Annotated in this window: 16 protein-coding genes; 9 read left to right on the top strand and 7 right to left on the bottom strand. The window is 71.9% G+C overall.

The window, feature by feature from the left end; genetic code table 11:
• The first annotated feature begins 60 nt into the window (after positions 1–60).
• Positions 61–1,491, top strand: coding sequence for an NYN domain-containing protein (locus G401_RS42490; RefSeq protein WP_084556646.1), 1,431 nt, complete (start codon positions 61–63; stop codon positions 1,489–1,491).
• 93 nt (positions 1,492–1,584) lie between these two features.
• On the opposite strand, the gene G401_RS0100075 is transcribed toward G401_RS42490, so the two are convergent.
• Both G401_RS0100075 and G401_RS0100070 read right to left on the bottom strand, forming a co-directional pair.
• Complete coding sequence (locus G401_RS0100075; protein WP_027340878.1) at positions 1,585–1,830, bottom strand: hypothetical protein; 246 nt, start codon at positions 1,828–1,830, stop codon at positions 1,585–1,587.
• Positions 1,831–2,194: 364 nt separating this feature from the next.
• The gene (locus tag G401_RS0100070) at positions 2,195–2,917 is read right to left on the bottom strand and encodes an SDR family NAD(P)-dependent oxidoreductase (protein WP_034590342.1); all 723 of its coding nucleotides are present in this window, start codon (positions 2,915–2,917) and stop codon (positions 2,195–2,197) included.
• Positions 2,918–2,939: 22 nt separating this feature from the next.
• Here G401_RS0100070 and G401_RS0100065 point away from each other — a divergent pair, with 22 nt between their 5' ends.
• Positions 2,940–4,184 carry a M48 family metallopeptidase gene (locus G401_RS0100065; protein WP_027340876.1) on the top strand — a complete coding sequence of 415 codons (1,245 nt, stop codon included), beginning with the start codon at positions 2,940–2,942 and terminating at the stop codon, positions 4,182–4,184.
• A gap of 18 nt (positions 4,185–4,202) precedes the next feature.
• Here the strand turns inward: G401_RS0100065 and G401_RS0100060 are convergent, their stop codons facing one another.
• From G401_RS0100060 to G401_RS0100040, 5 genes are read right to left on the bottom strand one after another with little or no spacing between them, the layout of a single operon-like run.
• Positions 4,203–5,318, bottom strand: coding sequence for a glycosyltransferase family 4 protein (locus G401_RS0100060; protein WP_027340875.1), 1,116 nt, complete (start codon positions 5,316–5,318; stop codon positions 4,203–4,205).
• Entirely contained in the window at positions 5,315–5,836 is a 522-nt protein-coding gene (locus G401_RS42485) for a hypothetical protein (RefSeq protein ID WP_051365947.1), read from the bottom strand. The genes G401_RS0100060 and G401_RS42485 overlap by 4 nt, the downstream gene beginning before the upstream one ends.
• A 40-nt stretch (positions 5,837–5,876) precedes the next feature.
• On the bottom strand, positions 5,877–6,545 hold the full coding sequence (locus G401_RS0100050) for a response regulator transcription factor (RefSeq protein WP_027340874.1): 669 nt from the start codon (positions 6,543–6,545) through the stop codon (positions 5,877–5,879).
• A gap of 43 nt (positions 6,546–6,588) precedes the next feature.
• Positions 6,589–8,247: a sensor histidine kinase gene (locus G401_RS0100045; RefSeq protein WP_034590340.1), complete on the bottom strand. Its 1,659-nt coding sequence runs from the start codon at positions 8,245–8,247 to the stop codon at positions 6,589–6,591.
• 10 nt (positions 8,248–8,257) lie between these two features.
• A complete protein-coding gene (locus tag G401_RS0100040) occupies positions 8,258–10,024 on the bottom strand; it encodes an AMP-dependent synthetase/ligase (protein WP_027340872.1) in 1,767 nt (588 codons plus the stop codon).
• Between the two features lie 146 nt (positions 10,025–10,170).
• Here G401_RS0100040 and G401_RS0100035 point away from each other — a divergent pair, with 146 nt between their 5' ends.
• The 7 genes from G401_RS0100035 (at position 10,171) to G401_RS0100005 (ending at position 17,100) form a co-directional block, all read left to right on the top strand.
• Positions 10,171–10,617: an SRPBCC family protein gene (locus G401_RS0100035; RefSeq protein WP_027340871.1), complete on the top strand. Its 447-nt coding sequence runs from the start codon at positions 10,171–10,173 to the stop codon at positions 10,615–10,617.
• Positions 10,614–11,204, top strand: coding sequence for a hypothetical protein (locus G401_RS52200; protein ID WP_245601555.1), 591 nt, complete (start codon positions 10,614–10,616; stop codon positions 11,202–11,204). The genes G401_RS0100035 and G401_RS52200 overlap by 4 nt, the downstream gene beginning before the upstream one ends.
• Positions 11,205–11,482: 278 nt before the next feature.
• Positions 11,483–12,427 carry an ROK family glucokinase gene (locus G401_RS0100025; RefSeq protein ID WP_027340870.1) on the top strand — a complete coding sequence of 315 codons (945 nt, stop codon included), beginning with the start codon at positions 11,483–11,485 and terminating at the stop codon, positions 12,425–12,427.
• Positions 12,428–12,461: 34 nt separating this feature from the next.
• Positions 12,462–13,133 (top strand): endonuclease/exonuclease/phosphatase family protein, encoded by a 672-nt coding sequence (locus G401_RS0100020; protein ID WP_027340869.1) that lies wholly within the window; start codon positions 12,462–12,464, stop codon positions 13,131–13,133.
• Between the two features lie 5 nt (positions 13,134–13,138).
• Positions 13,139–14,623, top strand: a complete 1,485-nt coding sequence (locus G401_RS0100015; protein WP_034590429.1) for a hypothetical protein — start codon at positions 13,139–13,141, stop codon at positions 14,621–14,623.
• Between the two features lie 252 nt (positions 14,624–14,875).
• Positions 14,876–16,318: a flavin-containing monooxygenase gene (locus G401_RS42475; protein WP_084556645.1), complete on the top strand. Its 1,443-nt coding sequence runs from the start codon at positions 14,876–14,878 to the stop codon at positions 16,316–16,318.
• Entirely contained in the window at positions 16,315–17,100 is a 786-nt protein-coding gene (locus tag G401_RS0100005; RefSeq protein ID WP_027340867.1) for an alpha/beta hydrolase, read from the top strand. The genes G401_RS42475 and G401_RS0100005 overlap by 4 nt, the downstream gene beginning before the upstream one ends.
• Positions 17,101–17,602 lie beyond the last annotated feature (502 nt).

The raw sequence follows: 17,602 nt of genomic DNA, 5'->3' as shown, positions 1-17,602 counted from the left end.
AGGCGACGGGTGTGACAAAGAGCCTCGTAAAGCACTACACCGAGGTGGGAGACTAGAGGGATGGCAGAGCCGGAGATGATCGACCGCCCCGAGGGGGCCGGGAAGATCGACGGGGCTCTGCCCGGAGCCCCGCCGCCACCTCCCGAGCCGCCGCTCCCGCCACTCCCGCCGCAGGTCGACGAGGAGTTCGTACCCGAACCCGTGTTGCCCGAGCCGGTCCGCCAGCGGATCGTCGCCCTCACCGCCGGCGTGCTGGCCGGCGTGCCGCAGGACGAACTCGGCGCGCCGCTGCGCAAGGTGGCGAAGTTCGCGCCGAACCGTCGCGCCCGGATGGGCGGCCCGGTCATCGCGGCCCACCTGACCGCCGACCCCGTCTTCCGGCAGCGGGTCAGCCAGCGCGTCCTCGCCGAGGCCGGCGAGCTGGGCGCGGCCGTGCAGGAGGGCGTGTCGCCGGCGGCCGCCGATCCGATCGAGGTCGCCGCGCTCGCGTACCTGGCCCGGCCGGCGGGCTGGCGGGACCTGGTCGAGGCCGCCGAGTACGCCGTCCGCATCGACGCCGAGAGCGCGGCCGTCGCGGAACTGGTCCGCGAGGCGGAGTCGCGGGCGCAGCGGGCCGAGCACGACCGGACCGTGGCCCGCGTCGAGGTCGAGAAGCTGCGCGACGAGCTGGCCAAGGTGCACCACGAGCTCAGCGCCGTCCGCGAGGAGGGCCGCGCGACCGCGAAGGCGCTGCGCGAGAGCCAGGCCGCCCTGAAGAAGGCGACGGACTCGGTCGCGGCCGAACGCGGCCGGATCGCGAAGAACGCCGCCGACCACGACGCCGAACTGCGCCGGCTGCGGGCGAAGCTCGCGGAGGCCGAGGCGTCCACGTCCACCGTCCGCCAGGACGCCCGCCAGCAACGCGCGGTCGACGAGGCCCGGCTCTGGCTGCTGCTGGAGACGATCGGGCAGGCCGCCGTCGGCCTGCGCCGCGAACTCGCGCTGGATCCCGCCCAGACGCTGCCCGCCGACGCGATCGCCGACGCCTTCGCCGAGCGCCCCGGCGGCCCGTCCCCGGCGGCCCGCGCCCAGAACGCCGACGATCCCGCCCGGCTCGACCAGCTCCTGGCCCTGCCGAAGGCGCATCTGATCGTCGACGGCTACAACGTCACCAAGCGCGGCTATCCGGAGATCTCGCTCGAACAGCAGCGTACGCGGCTGATCTCGGCCCTCGGCGGGCTCGCCGCCCAGACGCGGGTCGAGGTGACGGTGGTCTTCGACGGCGCCGAACAGGTCCACGGCCTGCCCCCGGCCCCGCGCGGTGTCCGCGTCCTCTTCTCCCGCAAGGGCGAGACCGCCGACGAACTCGTACGCCGCCTCGTGCGAGCGGAACCGTCCGGCCGGGCGGTCGTCGTGGTGTCGTCGGACCGGGAGGTCGCCGACGGCGTACGCCGCCACGGCGCGTACCCGATGGCGGCGGATTCCCTCCTGCGCCGCCTCGGCCGGGCCTGAACCGTCGCAAGATCCCGCTGGGATCAGGGCCCCCCACGTGATCATGATTCATGATGCGGGCGGGTTCCCCGATCCCGGCGGGATCAATGGCTGCTACCTGCTGCCGCGGGGCTGATTGCCCTTCTTCAGCCGCATGATGTTGGCCTGGCCGACGGACATCTGGGTTCTCGTCGCCTTGCCGCGGGCGGCCATGGCGTTCTGCTTGGCCTGCTCGTGGGCGTGCTCACCGGGGTAGCCGTGCTGAGCGGCGGGATCGGAGGCCTCCGTCGGGGCCTGATGCTCGGCCTGATGGTGGGATTCCTGCCGGGAATCGTGGTGGCGCTGATTGCGCTTGCTCATCGCGTCCTCTCCTCACAGATAGGCGGACGCCTCCCACGCTAGGCGCGATCCCTCCGGCCCGCAGCGGAAGCCCGAGATCCCGCGCCCGCTCAACCTTCTCGACGATCTTGCGCGAATGCCTCGAAAATCGTCCGTAATGCCCGAAAAGCCCGGACATTCGCGCAAGATCGTCGAGCATTCCGGGTGCAAGTCGGACAGTCGCGACAAAGGCTCGGGGTAAAGGGTGAAACGGCGACCGGGCGACGGTGAAGGATGCGTCGCCCCACTCACCTGGCAGTGGAGGCCCCCCGGGCCGGAACGGTCTCCCGCGCGAGGAGCGGAGGTGAGATCGACGGACCCGGGACATGAATTTGATCTTGACCTGTCACCGCCCGAGGACCGACCCTCCGTTGACATTGATGATCTGCCCGGTGACATAACCCCCCGACTCGCCGGCGAGCCAGCTCACCGCGGCCGCGATGTCGTCCGGCCGGCCCGCGCGGCCGACGAGCGTCTGGCCGACCCGGGACGCGTGGCCCTCGGGGGTCATGCGCGTGCCGAAGAATTCGGTGTCGGCGATGTATCCGGGGGAGATGACGTTGGCCGTGACGCCGTCCGGTCCGAGCTGCGCGGCCAGGTCGAAGACCCAGCCGTGCAGGGCCGCCTTCGCCGCCGAGTAGGGCCCGCCGCCGCCGCGCTGCGCGGCGATCGAGCTGAACAGGATGACGCGGCCGCCGGGCCGGCGCAGGCGGGGGAGCAGGGCCTCGGTGAGCAGGACGGCCGTGAGCACGTTGGTGTCGTACGCGCCGCGCCACTGGGTGGCGAGGTCGGCCAGCGTGTCCCCTGTGGACATGACGAATCCGCCGGCGTTGTTGACGAGTACGTCGACCTCGCGTTCGCCGACCGCCTCGGCGACGGCCGTCACGCGGGCCGGGTCGGCCACGTCGGCCACCACCGGCGTGATGTTCGGGTGGGACGCGGCGACCTTCGCCAGCGGTTCGGGGCGGCGGCCGACGATCAGGACCGCGTACCCGTCGGTGGCGAGGGTGGTGGCGATCGCGGCGCCGATGCCGGTACCGCCGCCGCTGACGACTGCGAGCTTCTCCATGATCAGCAGCTTAGAATGCGGCATGACCCCACGCACCTGGGCGACGGTCGTGCTCGTCGTGCTGCTGGCAGCGCTCGCCGTCGTCGCCGGCCTGCTGGTTCCCTGGCACCGGCCGCCCGCGCCGCGGGCCGACCAGATCGCCGCTCTCGCCGAGCTGCCCGCGGACAAGGTCGCGCGGGCCAGGGCGTACCACGGGGCGTTGCGGTGGGTGGCCTACCCCAGCATGGTCATCGGGCTCGCGGCCGCGCTGCTGCTGGGTCTGACGCCGCTCGGCGCGAAGATCGTCGGGCTGGTCCCCGGCCCGTGGTGGGTCCAGGCCGTGGGCGGCGGCCTGCTCGTCGTCTTCCTCGCCGACATCGTGACCCTCCCGCTGTCCGCGGTCGGCCACACCATCTCCGTCCGTTATGGACTGTCCACGCAGGGCTGGGGCGCGTGGTTCACGGACCTCCTCAAGGGGTACGCGATCGGCGCGGTCCTCGGCGCGATCGTCCTGTTCCTGTTCTTCGGCCTGACCCGGCTGGCCCCGAACTGGTGGTGGGCGTGGGCGGCGGCCGGAGCGGCCGGACTGGTCGTCCTCATGACGTTCGTCTTCCCGGTGCTCGTCGAGCCGGTGTTCAACAAGTTCACCTCGATGCCCGACTCCCCGCTGCGCGAACGGATCGTGACGATGGCGGCGGCGGACGGCGTACCGGTGAAGGACGTGCTGGTCGCCGACGCGTCCCGGCGTACGCGGGCGGTCAACGCGTACGTGTCGGGACTGGGACCGACCCGCCGGGTGGTCGTCTACGACACCCTGCTGACCGAGGCGCCGGACGACGAGGTGGTCAGCGTCGTCGCGCACGAACTCGGCCACGCCAAGCGCAACGACGTCGGCATCGGTACGCTCATCGGCGCCTTCGGCTCGGCCGCCATGGTGATCGTCCTGTACCTGCTCGGCGGCTGGGCGCCCCTGCTGCGACGGGCCGGGGTCGAGTCGATCGCCGACCCGCGCGCGATCGGCCTGCTGCTCGCGATCGGCTCCGTGGCCGGACTGCTGGCCGGTCCCGTGCAGGCGTACGTGTCGCGGGCGATCGAGGCCCGCGCGGACGAGCACGCCCTCGAAGTCACGAACGACCCGGCGACCTTCGACCGGATGCAGCAGCGGCTGGCCCTGGTGAACCTCGGCGACCCGGACCCGCCGGCCTGGGAGCAGTTCCTGTTCGGCAGCCACCCGACCACCGTCGAGCGCATCGCCGCCGCCCGCGCGTACGCCCGCGAGCACCCCTGAATCGGTCCTCGGGGAGGGTCAGGCGAGGAGGAGGGAGCGGAGGCGGGCGGCCTGGAGGTCCCAGCGCCACTCCCGCTCGACCCAGGCCCGGCCGGCCGCGCCCATGCGGCGGGCGAGACCGGTGTCGGTGAGCAGCTCGACCAGCCGGTCGACGAGCTGGGTCAGGTCGGACACCACGTATCCGGTCTCGCCGTCGAGGACCGCGTCGGGCGCACCGCCGGAGGCCCCGCCGATGACGGGCAGGCCGGTCGCCGACGCCTCCAGGTAGACGATGCCCAGCCCCTCGACGTCCAGGCCGCCCCAGCGCGTCCGGCACGGCATCGCGAAGACGTCGCCCGCCGCGTAGTGCCGGGGCAGCTCCTCCCACGGGACCTTGCCGGTGAAGGCGACCGATCCGGTGACGTCGTGTTCGCGTACGAGGCGTTCGAGGCGGCCGCGGTCCGGACCGTCGCTCACGATGAGGAGAGCCGCGTCAGGGACTTTCCGCAGGACGTGCGGCATCGCGCGGACCAGGGAGTCTTGCCCTTTGCGGGGAACGAGGCGCGAGACGCAGACGATCACCGGGCGGTCGAGCAGGCCGTGCTCCTTGCGGACCTCGTCGCCGTCGACGCTCGGGTGATAGTCGTCGATGTCGACGCCGGGGGCGAGGCGGCGCAGTTCGGTGAGCGGACCGATCGCCGGGTCGAGCCGGCGGTGGAAGTATTCGCCCAGGTAGGTGATGACGTCGCAGCCGCGGGCGATGCGCTTGAGCATGCCGCGCGAACCGGGCAGCGCGGCCCAGCCGGCCTCGTGCCCGTGCGTGAGGCCGACGGCGCGCTCGATGCCCGCGCCGGTACGCAGACCGTGCGCGAGCAGGCCGAGCGGGGCGGTGGCCCCGAACAGGACGCGGTCGCACCCCTCGGCGCGGGCGATCTCGGCCGCGCGGCGGGCGACGCCGGGAGTGGGCAGCAGCATGCCGGTGTCCTCGCGGACGACGGCGAACGGCTGCCGGGCGTCGAAAGCGCCTGCCCCCTCGTAGGTGGACGAGTAGACGACCACCTCGGCCGGGGGCAGGCGCAGCGCCAGGTTGTGGACGAACTGCTGGATCCCGCCGGGCCGCGGCGGGAAGTCGTTCGTGACGAGCAGGGTCTTCACTTCGACAGGCGCAGCAATTCCAGCGTGATGGCCTGGCGCAGGTCGTCCAGCTCCTCGGCGTCCGGCGACGAGAGGGGATCGTATTGGGGCGCGAACCGGTCCTCGTACGCGTACCGCCAGACCGGGCCCGACCGGAACTCGGCCGGCTCCCAGGCGTACCGGGCGTGCACGTGCGCGTGCAGGTGGTGCAGCGAGTTGCCGAGGATCTCGTAGTTGAGCCGCCGGAACGCCGGGTCCCGGCCGCCGCAGACGGCGAACACCGCGTCGCCGAGCAGCGCCATGTCCGTGAGGAACTGCTGGCGCTGCTCGCCGGCGAGGTCGGTCAGGTGATCGGCGTCATCGACGTCCGACAGCAGCACGCAGTACCCGGGCAGGTGCTGCGTGTCACCGAAGACGACGTAGCCGCTGGGCAGCTTCGCCATGACCATCGGGTTCTCCCCGGAACGGGCCGAGCCGAGCCGGTCGGAGCGCCAGTCGACGGCCAGGCCGTCGGCGGGCGTGGAGGAGTGCCTTCCCATGGATCGGGCTTTCCTGTCCTGTGCTAGATCTTGGGCGCGTCTAGAACTTGGGCGCGTCGGGAGCTTCGAGCAGGCCGAGGCGCAGTGCGGTCATCAGCGCCTGGGCCCGGTTGGCCGCGCCGAGCTTCTCGTACAGCTTCGAGATGTGCGTCTTGGCCGTCGACTCGCTGACGAACAGCTGCTTGGCGATGCCGTTGACGCTCATGCCGTCGGCGAGCAGGCGCAGCACCTGGCCCTCGCGGGGGCTCAGCTGCGGGCCGGCCGGGGCGAGCCGGCGCTTCATGGCCTCGGCCAGGTCGGCGGCGGTGAAGGCGCTCGGGGCGGACGCGGCGTGCCGGGCGGCGGCCACGACCTCGTCGGCCGGGGCGGTCTTCGGCACGAACGCGCTCGCGCCGGCCTCCAACGCGCCGAAGAGCTGGTCGTCGCCCGCGTACATGGTCAGGACCACGATGCCCATGGTCGCGCTGGCCTTGCGCAGCGCGCGGGTGGCCTCCAGACCGCTGCCGTCGGGCAGTCGCAGGTCCATGATGACCACGTCAGGCTGGAGCGCACCGGCCTGGCGGACGGCCTCCGCCGCCGTGCCCGCCTCGCCGACGACCTCGAACTGGCGGTCGCGCTCGAAGGCGTGCCGCAGACCCTTGCGGATGAGGTCGTGATCGTCTACGAGTAGGACCTTGGTCCGACCCGTGGGTACGGTGCTGGTGGACATGCTTGGTGCTCTCCCCTTCTAGCGCGCCGGCGACGGCGGGCGCTCACACGCTATCGCGCCGGCCGGACGGACCCAACACCACTGCCACTGTCGTCCCATTCGGGTGGCGTGGTCGGATTTCCAGCCTGCCTCGGATACGTTCCGCTCTCTCTGCCATGATCGCAAGACCGTACCGCCCGTCAACTCGCTGGTCAGCGATTCCCTGTCCGTCGTCCGACACTTCTATATGAGCGTTCGGGGGATCGACGGAACAGGTGACCCAGAGATTACTTGCTCCGGCGTGTTTGCGGGCGTTGGTAATCGCCTCCTGCGCGATTCGCAGCAGCTCCGCCTCCATTGCCGAAGGCAGCCGACCGGGCGAGTCGTCGAGTGACAAATGAACGCGCAATCCGGCGGACGCGCCCACTATCCGGGCGAATTCCGCGATCGCCGACGTGAGATTGCCGTGCCGGTCCACCTGGCTGCGCAGCTCGAACAGGCTCAGGCGCAGCTCGGTGACGACCCGGGTGATCTCCTCGCGCAGCGACCGGAGCCCTTCCTCGGCCTCGGTCGCACCCGCCGGCAGGGTCGCCAGCACGTTGTCGACGCCGTAACCGATGATCACCAGCTCCTGCGCCACGCCGTCGTGGATCTCCCGCGCGAGGCGCTGCCGCTCCTCGTTCGTGGCCAGCGAGCGCACCTCGTCGAAGAGCAGCGCCGCCTCCAGGCGCAACGCGGCCTGGTCGGCCGCCGCGCGGACCCGGGCGAGGGCGGCGGGTGGGAATCCGCCGGCGCCGTCGTGCTCCAGTACCGCCAATCCCACCGTACGCACACCGGCGACCAGCGGTACCACCAGCGCACTGACCTCGCGGTCCCGCGGCGTACCCCGGACCTGGGAACGGCTGGACGTCTGCGGGAGCTGGCTCGCCCAGGCCTCGGCGATGGCCGAGTCGGTGTCGAGGACGGTCTCCCAGTCGTGCCGCTCGCCCCCGTCGGCCGCCAGCCCGGCCTGGGCCAGCACCATGAGGCGGCCGCCGCCGCCGGCGGTCAGCACGGCCGACCGGTCGGTCTTGGCCATCGTGCGGACCTCTTCGAGCAGGTGCTCGGCGATCCCGCCCGGGTCGAGGGTGGCGCCGGGCAGCTGCCGGGCGACCGTACGCAGCTGGGTCAGCAGCCGCGTGGCCTCGACGTAGGGCTGGGGTTCCCGGCGGGCCTGGACCGCCCGCTGCAGGGCGCCCGTCGTCAGGGTGCCCAGCGAGATCAGGACCAGCCACTGCGCGCAGCTGATGATGTAGCCGACCGACTTGAGCAGCGCGTCGCCGTTCAGCTGGTAGACCACGCCGGCGACGACCAGCCCGCAGATGCCGGCGGCCAGCAGCACGCCCGCCTCCGAGGCCCGGCCGCGCAGGGTGGCGGCGATCAGCGGAACGGCGAGATAGGGCAGCAGCGCGGCGGCACCGAAGCCGTCGGGCTGCGTACCGGCGGCGGCCGCGGCCACCGCGACGGACGCGGCGCCGAACGCGACCAGCAGCACCTCGGCGACCCGGCCGGCGGTGGCGACCCACTGCCGCCGGGGCGGGAAGACCCCGGGCACGGCGGCGACGGCGAGCAGCACGATCCACAGCAGCTGGCTCGCCGAACGCGTGGCGAGCAGCGTCAGCACCGCCACGAGGATGAGCAGCGCCAAGCGGGCGGCGGCCGTCAGGACGGCGGCGGTACCCAGGCGCGGGCGCTCAACGGAGGTAGATGGCGTCGATGTCGTCGGAGTACTCCTTCATGACGACGGCCCTCTTGACCTTCAGAGAAGGGGTGAGCTCGCCGGTGGCCTCGGTGAAGTCGCGCGGCAGGATGCGGAACACGCGGATCGCCTCGGCCTTCGAGACCGCCTTGTTCGCCTCGTCCACTGCGGACTGTATCGCAGCGAGCAGCGCCGGGTCGTCCCTCAGTCCGGCGACGTCCGCGGGTACCCGGCCCTCGCCCTCCAGCCACTTCGGCAGGGCCTCCTCGTCCACGGTGACGAGGGCGGCGATGAACGGCCGCCCGTCGCCGACGACCATGCACTGGCTGACCAGAGGGTGGGCGCGTACGCGGTCCTCGAGCACGGCGGGCGCGACGTTCTTGCCGCCGGCCGTCACGAGGATCTCCTTCTTCCGGCCGGTGATCCGCAGGAACCCCTCGTCGTCCAGGGAACCCAGGTCGCCGGTGTGGAACCAGTCATTGCGGATGGCCTCGGCGGTGGCCTCGGGGTTGTTGAAGTACCCGGTGAAGATGATGTCGCCGGCGGCCAGGATCTCGCCGTCGTCGGCGATGCGGACGGTGACGCCGGGCAGCGGCCGGCCGACCGTGCCGATCTTGAGCGCGTGCTCCCGGTTGAACGTGATCGCGGGGGAGGTCTCGGTCAGCCCGTAGCCTTCCAGCACGAGTACGCCGATGCCGTGGTAGAAGTGGCCGAGCCGCTCGCCCAGCGGCGCACCGCCCGAGATCGCGGCGACGCAGCGGCCGCCCAGCGCCGCCCGGAGCTTGCCGTACACGAGCTTGTCGAAGAGGGCGTGGCGCATCTTCAGTCCGAGCCCGACCCGGCCGGTCCCGAGCGCCCGCGAGTACTCGATCGCGGTCTTCTCGGCCGCGTCGAAGATCTTCCCCTTGCCGTCGGCGTGGGCCTTCTGCCGGGCCGTGTTGTAGACCTTCTCGAACACCCGCGGGACGGCGAGGACGAAGGTCGGGCGTACCCGGGCGAGGTCGGCGACGAGGTTCTTGACGTCGGGCGCGAAGGCCGTGCGTACGCGCGCCGCGACCACGCCGATCTGCAGCAGCCGGGCGAACGCGTGCGCCAGCGGCAGGAACAGCAGGGTGGTCGAGCCCGGCCGGAACAGGATGTCCAGTTCGGGGACGGCGTTGCCGATGTCGGACAGCATGTTGCGGTGGGTCAGGATGCAGCCCTTGGGGCGGCCGGTCGTGCCGCTGGTGTAGATGATCGTGGCCGGGTCGCCGGCCCGGATCGCGTCCCGGCGCCGCTCGATGTCGGCCGCCTCGACCTCGTCCGCGCGGCCGGCCAGGGTGGTGAGCGCGCCCGCCCCGATCTCCCAGACGTTCTTCAGCTCGGGCGCCGCCTGCGCGACCGTCTCCGAGTGCCCGGGCAATTCGGTGACGCAGGCGACGGCCCCGGAATCGGCCAGGATCCAGCGCACCTGATCGACGCTCGAGGTCTCGTAGATCGGCACGGTGACCGCGCCGGCCGCCCAGATCGCGTAGTCGGCGAGGGTCCATTCGTAGCGCGTACGGCTCATGAGGGCCACGCGGTCGCCGGGCGCCACGCCCGCCGCGGCCAGACCCCGGGCCAGCGTCAGCACCTCGTCCCGGAAGCCGGCGCAGGTGACTTCGCGGTCGTCCAGCAGGAACTGCACGGCGTCGGGATGCTCGGCGGCGTTGGCCCACACGGGGCCGGTCAGATCGTCCCGGTCGTCGATGGTCACGACCGGCGGAACCGCCATCTCGCGCACGGTACGCCTCCCTGCCGCCGGCGCCTCGGCGCGCCGCCCTGGTGTCCTTCGAAAGCTACCTGCTCGGCACCGGAACGGGCGCGGCGGCATGCGTCACATGCCGTGGCGGGCGCACCGGTGTCGGTCGCCTTGGGTAGCCTCAGTGCATGGCCGACTCTTCCATGCAGTCGATCGTGATCGACGCCACACCCGCCCAGATCGCGGAGATCATCTGCGACTTCGCGGCGTACCCGGAGTGGATCCCGGCGATGCGGAGCACCGAGGTGCTTTCCGAGTACGAGGACGGCTACGCCGCCCAGGTCCGGTTCAACCTCGACGCGGGAGTCGTCTCCGACGAGTACACCGTCCTCTACGAGTACGCCGACGACATCACCCGGATCGAATGGCACCTCGTCGAGGCGTCCCGGATGCAGAAGGTGCAGAACGGGTCCTACGACCTGGTCGACAACGAGGACGGGACGACCACCGTCACCTACACGCTCGAGGTCGACCTGACCATGCCGGTGCTCGGCATGTTCAAGCGGAAGGCCGAGAAGGCGATCATGGACGCGGCGCTGGGCGGGCTGAAGAAGCGCGTCGAGACGCGGGGGTGAGCGTGTTCACCGAGCCCGGTAACGCCCGTCAGGAGGCGGAGCGCCTGGTGGCGGCCGCTCTGGCGTTCGCCTCGCTGGCCGCCAGCTCCCACCCGGAGTTGGCGACGGGCAGCGCGGCGTGCTGCGTCTGCCCGTTCTGCAAGCTGATCGAGGCGGTCCGCGACCCCGATCCGCACTTCGTCGAGCGCCTGGCGACCGGTGCCGGCGACCTCGCGGTGGGGGTGGCGAGCCTGCTGCGCAACCTGGCCTCCACCGGTACGCCGGCCGCCGACCCGTGGCGCTCGGCCACCACCGGCGACGACGCGGACGTCGAGGAGGACGCGGCCGGCGACGGGCCGCGCCCGGCCCCGAAGGCCGCCACCGTGCCGAAGGCGGGACCCGCGCCGGCGCAGGACCCGGCGGCGCCGGCCAAACCGGTCGTCAAGAAGGTCGTGGCGAAGAAGGCCGTCGCGAAGAAGGCGGTCGCCCCGAAGCCCGAGCCTCCGAAGGCCGAGCCCCCGAAGGCTGCGCCCCCGAAGGCCGAGCCCCCGAAGGCTGCGCCCGCGGAGAAGCCCGTGCCGCCGGCCGAGGACGATCCCGGCGAGTGACCGTCCCAGCATGTGGTTGATTCACGTTCCCGTGAGTGTGAACGACGCTCATCGCCCGGTGACGTGAACGTGAACAACGCCGCCGGACAGGCCGGACACGCCCGGACGCGGGCGCATTTCACAACGATGATCAATTCCACTGATCGGTCGATTGCGGAAACGTCACTGGTCAGGCAAGCTTTGGCAACGAGGGTGATCAAATAGGGCAGGCCGAAGGCGTCCCCCGATGTCACCGGATAGTGTGAACCCCGAAACAAACTTGGGGTAAGGGGCCTGGCGTGGGACTCACCATCGGCGTGGACATCGGCGGCACGAAGGTGCTGGGCGGTGTCGTGGACGACAGCGGCAAGGTGCTGGCGACGCACCGGTTGCCCACGCCCGCCGACGACGTGGCCAAGACCCGCGACGTGATCATCGAGGTCGTCAAGGAGCTGGCCGCCGGCCACGAGATCGAGGCGGTCGGCATCGGCGCCGCCGGCTGGATCGACGCCGACCGGTCGACCGTGCTCTTCGCCCCGAACCTGGCCTGGCGCAACGAGCCCCTCAAGGACGGCGTGAGCCGCGGGACCGGCCTGCCGGTCGTCGTCGAGAACGACGCCAACGTGGCCGCCTGGGCGGAGTTCCGCTACGGCGCGGCCGAGGACGCCACCGACTCGATGGTGCTGTTCACCGTCGGCACCGGCATCGGCGGCGGCATCATCCTCGGCGGGCAGCTGCTGCGCGGCGCGCACGGCATCGCCGCGGAACTCGGCCACGTCAACGTCGTGCCCGGCGGGCACGTCTGCGGCTGCGGCCGGCACGGCTGCATCGAGCAGTACGCGAGCGGCAGCGCCCTGGTCCGGTTCGCCCAGTCGGGCGCCAAGGACGACCCGGCAACCGCCGGCCTGCTGCTGGAGAAGGCCGGCGGCAACGCGGGCGCGATCACCGGTCCCATGGTCACCGAGGCCGCCCAGGCCGGTGACGGCGTCGCGGTCGACGCGTTCGACCAGGTCGGCACCTGGCTCGGCGTGGCCATGGCCGACATGGTCCAGCTGCTCGACCCGCAGGTGATCGTGGTCGGCGGCGGCGTGATCGACGCCGGCGACCTGCTCATGCGCCCGGCCCTGAAGTCCTATCAGGAGCAGCTCGCGCAGCGCCGCAACTCGCCCTACGCCGAGCTCCGCCCGGCCCGGATGGGCAACGAGGCCGGCATCGTCGGCGCCGCCGACCTCGCCCGCCGCTGAACTGATCGGGCCGAACTGATCTAGGCTGCGCCCTATGGGCGTACGGCTGCGCGTGGTCGCGTACAACATCCATTCGTCGCGGGACGACCTCACGGCACTCGCCCGGGTCGTCCAGGACCTCGCTCCGGACGTCCTCGTCGTCCAGGAAGGCCCGCGGCGGTTGCGGTGGCGTACCAAGTGCGCGGCCCTGGCCCGCTCCTTCGACCTGGTGTACGCCGGCGGCGGCCTGCCCTCGCTGGGCAACGTGGTCATGACCAGCCTCGGCGTACGCGTCCGCGAGGCGTGGGACGTCAAGTTCCCGTTGAAGCCCGGGCGGCACATGCGCGGGGCCGCGTTCGCCCGGCTGGAGAAGAGCGGCGTGGAGTTCACCGTGGCCGGGGCGCATCTGTCCACCGACGACGAGGAACGCCCGTCGCAGGCCCGCCGGCTGGCCGACGCCCTCGCGGAACTGGACGGCCCCGTGATCCTCGGTGCCGACCTGAACGACGATCCCGGCTCGCCCAGCTGGGAGATCGTCCACACCGGACTGACCGACCTGGGCGCGGAGGCGGATGTGCTTACGTTCCCCAGCGGTCGGGCCGACCGGCGGATCGACACGATCGCGGTCGGGCCCGGCGTGACCGTCGAGTCCTTCCGGGTCGAGGCCGGGCCGGCGACCCTGCGCGCCAGCGACCACTACCCGCTCGTCGCGGAGCTGGTCCTGTGAGCGGCATGACCGGCGTCGTCTTCCCGGTCTCCGACGCGGGCGGCGAGCGCCGCAGCACCTCGGCCCTCGGCCGGTCGGTCGTGGCGTCCGCGCTGCGGGCCGTCGACCCGGTGGGTGCCGGTGCGGTCGAACGGGAGACGGCGTGGCGCACCGCGTACGCCGGGCATTTCAAGAGACTGCTCGAAGCGGGCCTCAGCTCTGGCGACGCGGCCCGGACCAGCGCGGCGGACGGCCTCGCGGCGCTGCACGACCGGATGCGGGTGATCACCGCGGACCGCGGGGAGATCGGCCTGCGGGAGCTCTTCGACGGCGCGCCCGCGAAGCCCCTGGCGACGGCGACGTACGCCGGCCGGGGCGAGGCGGAGCGCGAGTTCACGCTGCCCTACCGGGGCCAGCGGCTGGCCGGCGGGCAGCTGCTCGCCCAGCTGGAACGCTGGGTGGAGGCGGGGGTGATCGAGCCGTCCTGCGCGGAGTCGATCAGCACCGTCATGGCCAATCCGGACTGGCTGGCCCTGCCCGGCCGGACGATCGCGGTGCTCGGCGCTGGCGCGGAGATGGGCCCGGTGCACTCGCTGCTGCGCTGGGGCTGCGACGTCGCGGCCGTGGACCTGCCCCGTCCGGCGGTCTGGACGCGCCTGCTCGACCTCGCCGAGCGGTACGCCGGCCGCCTGCACCTGCCGGTCCCGGCGGGCACGACCGAGGCGGATCCGGCCGTGGCCGGTGCCGACCTGCTGCACGACCTCCCGGCGGTGGCCGCGTGGCTGGAACAGTTCACCGACCTGACCCTGGGCAACTACGTGTACGCCGACGGCGCCACCAACGTCCGCGTCAGCGTGGCCGTCGACGCGCTCACCGAACGGCTCCGCTCGCTTCGTTCCGACCTGTCGCTGGCGTTCCTGGCCACGCCGACCGACGTGTTCGCCGTACCGCCCGACGCGGTGGCCCAGGCCGAACGGGCGTACGGGGAGGCGTCGGCGCTCCGGCTGCTCCGCTCGCCGCTGCGGATCGTGTCGGCGGGCCGGCTGCTGCGGCGCAACTACGCGCCCGTGGGGGAGCGCCTGCGCGATCCGTCCGGCGCCGCCGAACCCGGCGTGTGCGACAGCATCGTGACGCAGCAAGGGCCCAACTACGCCCTGGCCAAGCGGCTACAGCGGTGGCGGGCGGCCGTCGCCCGGTCCGCGGGCACACCGGTGAGCTTCACGGTGGCGCCGCCGACGCGTACCCGGTCGGTGCTGAAGAACCGGGCCCTGGCAGCCGCGTACGCGGGGGCGCACATCTTCGGCGTCGAGGTGTTCGAACCGGCCACGGCGAACACGTTGATGGCGGGACTCCTCGTGCACGATCTGCACCGGCCGCTGAAGCCGCAGGCGCACGTGTGGCAGGAGGAAGCGTTCAACGCCGCGCACGGGGGATTGTGGCGGGCCGCGTACGCGCCGCGCAGCGCCCTCGGGCTGGCCGCACTGCTCGGGTGGGGCGCCGCCCGCCCCTGACACCCTCGCTCCCTGCCGACCGCGCCGCCACTTTCGACGATCTTGCGCGAATGTTCGGGCATTTCGGGTGTTTGCCGCAGAATCTGAGACATTCGCGCAAGATCGTCGGCGCGGGGCGCGGGGCGCGGGGCGCGGGGCGCGGGGCGCGGGGCGCGGAGGTGAGATCGGCGAACCCGGGACAAAAAGATCTTGAAGTGGATCTTGAACAAAATCACCCCCAGGACTGGACAATGAATCGTCCCACCCGCGAAAATGCCTCGCGTCCGGCAAATCCACCCTCAGGGAGTGCCCTCGGTGAGTTATGACCCGTCTGAGTCCACCGGAACCGGCACCACCCTCTGGCGGGACGGCTGGCCCGTCTACGACCGGGGTGCCACCGTGTGCGTCATCGGCGCCGGACCGAGCGGTCTGACGGCGGTCAAGAATCTCAAGGAGGCCGGCTTCGGCGTCGACTGCTACGAGCGGGAGACGAGCGTCGGCGGGGGCTGGAACTGGCGGCATGATCGCAGCCCGGTCTACGCGAGTACGCATCTGATCTCGTCGAAGCCGCTGACGCAGTTCCCGGACTTCCCGATGCCGGACGACTGGCCGGACTATCCGCACCACTCCCGCGTCCTGTCCTATCTGGATCATTACGCCGACCACTTCGATCTCAAGCCGCACATCTGGTTCGGCACCGAGGTCGTGAAGGTCGAGCCGGCCGACGGCGGCACGTGGGACGTCACCACGCGGAGCACCAGCAAGTACGGCGGCGCCGAGCGCATCCACCGGTACGCGGGTGTCATGGTCGCCAACGGCCACAACTGGTCGCCGAAGATGCCGGCCTACGAGGGGCTGGAGGACTTCCGCGGCGAGGTGATCCACGCCGGCGCGTACAAGGACGCGGCGCAGTTGCGGGGGCGGCGCGTCCTGGTCGTCGGGGGCGGCAACACCGGCTGCGACATCGCGGTCGAGGCGGCCCAGCAGGCGACCCGGTGCTGGCACTCGACCCGCCGCGGTTACTGGTACACGCCGAAGTACCTGCTCGGGCGGCCGGCTGACCAGGTCAACGACCAGATGCTGGCGCTGCGCGTACCGTTCCGGGTGCGGCAGTGGTTCGCGCAGCGGACGCTCGGGGTCACGGTCGGCGACACGACCCGGTTCGGGCTGCCGAAGCCCGATCACAAGCTGTTCCAGAGCCATCCGGTGGTCAACAGTCAGCTGCTCTACTACGTCGGCCATGGCGGCATCGCGCCGGTGCCGGAGATCGTGCGGTTCCAGCGCAACTCCGTCGAGCTGAAGAACGGCGAGACGGTCGAGCCGGACCTGGTCGTGCTCGCGACCGGGTACGTGCCGCGCTTCGAGTTCCTGGAGCCCGAACTGCTCGGCATCGACGGGCAGGGGCGCCCGCGGCTCTACCTGCACACCTTCCCGCGGCGGTTCCCGACCCTCGCGGTCGCGGGCCTCGTCCAGCCCGACGCGGGCGTGTTCCCGATGGCCCACTGGCAGGCCGTCGCGTTCGCGCTCTACCTGAGGGCGCGCGAGGTCGCCCCGCAGCGGGCCGCCGCGTTCGGCCGCCGGATCGAGGCCGAGGCGAACTGGTCCTGGCACGACGGTGCCACCACCGATTCGACCCGGCACTGGTTCGAGGTCAGCCACGTCACGTACCTGCGCGAACTGCAGAAGGCGATCGACACCCTGGAGGGAGCCCGATGAGCGTCAAGGTGGTACGCCTCGACGAATGGGCCCACCCCGTCGAACCGGTGCGCCGTGAGCTGCTCAGCGCCACTCCCGAGGTGGACGAGGGCCGGCCGCCGGTGCTGTTCGTCCCCGGATTCGGGCACGGCGCCTGGGCGTACGCCGAGCACTGGCTGGAGCACACCGCGTCGCGCGGATTCCCGGCCCACGCGCTCAGCCTCCGCGGCCAGGGCGGCTCGGCCCGTGCGAAGAAGGCGACGCTGCGCGCGTACGCCCACGATGTCGTCCAGGCTGCGATCGGCCTGCCGCGGCGCGCGGTGCTGGTGGGCCACGGCGCCGGTGCCCTCGTGGTCGCGCACGCGATGGCGCGTTACCCCGCGCGGGCCGCGGTGCTCGTGTCGCCGGTGCTCGGCGGCTGGGGTGCGGCCCTGCGCAACCCGGGCCTGGTCCTGCCGGCGGCCTTCGGCGGCGGCCTGCGCCTGCCCGCCTCCCAGCTGTTCAGCCGCGAGCTGCCCAGCGCCACCGCCCGCGCCTACGCACGCAAGACCGGCCGCGCTAGCTCCCGCGCGCAGTGGCAGCTGCTGCGCGGCCGCACGCCCGAGACGCCCGTCGGCAACCCGCCGGTCCTCGTCGTCGGCAGCCCCGACGACAAGATCGTCCCGTCGGTCGCCCTCAAGCAGGCGGCCCGGGGCTACGGTGGAGCACCGCTGCTGTTCCCCGGCATGGGGCACGACGTGATGCTCGACGCGCGCTGGCGGGAGCCCATCGACGCCATCCTCGACTGGCTGGCCAAGAACTAGATCAATTCAAGATCAATTTCTTGTCCCGGGTTCGTCGATCTCACTTCCGCTCCTCGCGCGGGAGACCGCTCCGGCCCTGGGGGGCCTCCACTGCCAGGTGAGTGGGGCGACGCATCTTTCACCGTCGCCCGGTCACCGTTTACCCCCGACCCGACCCAACCCCGTCTGACGTGTGTCGGCTCGGACTTTGTCCCGACTGTCCGACTTGTGGGCGCGTCCGGCGGCCGATGGGGTGATCGTTTACGGCTGAGGTGCGAAAACGGCCACCCAATGCATGATCGTTTACGGTTATGGAGCGCGTTGACCGGGTTCTGCTGCACCTGACGCGTCATCGATCATGTAGATCGGGCCGGATATGCACCTCGGCCGTCATCGATCAAGAAATCCGAGCCTGGCGTCCGCATGGCGGAAGATTGTTCCCGCATCTTGGGCCGCAGTGGTTGGCTGGACGGCTTGGACATGATCCACAGCGGCTGAGATGTGAAAACACATCCCTCGCCCA

The sequence above is a fragment of the Hamadaea tsunoensis DSM 44101 genome, assembly GCF_000428945.1.
Classification (GTDB): Bacteria; Actinomycetota; Actinomycetes; order Mycobacteriales; family Micromonosporaceae; genus Hamadaea; species Hamadaea tsunoensis.
The sequence above is the reverse complement of the archived record's forward strand: the minus strand, read 5'-3'. Positions and strand labels throughout refer to the sequence as shown.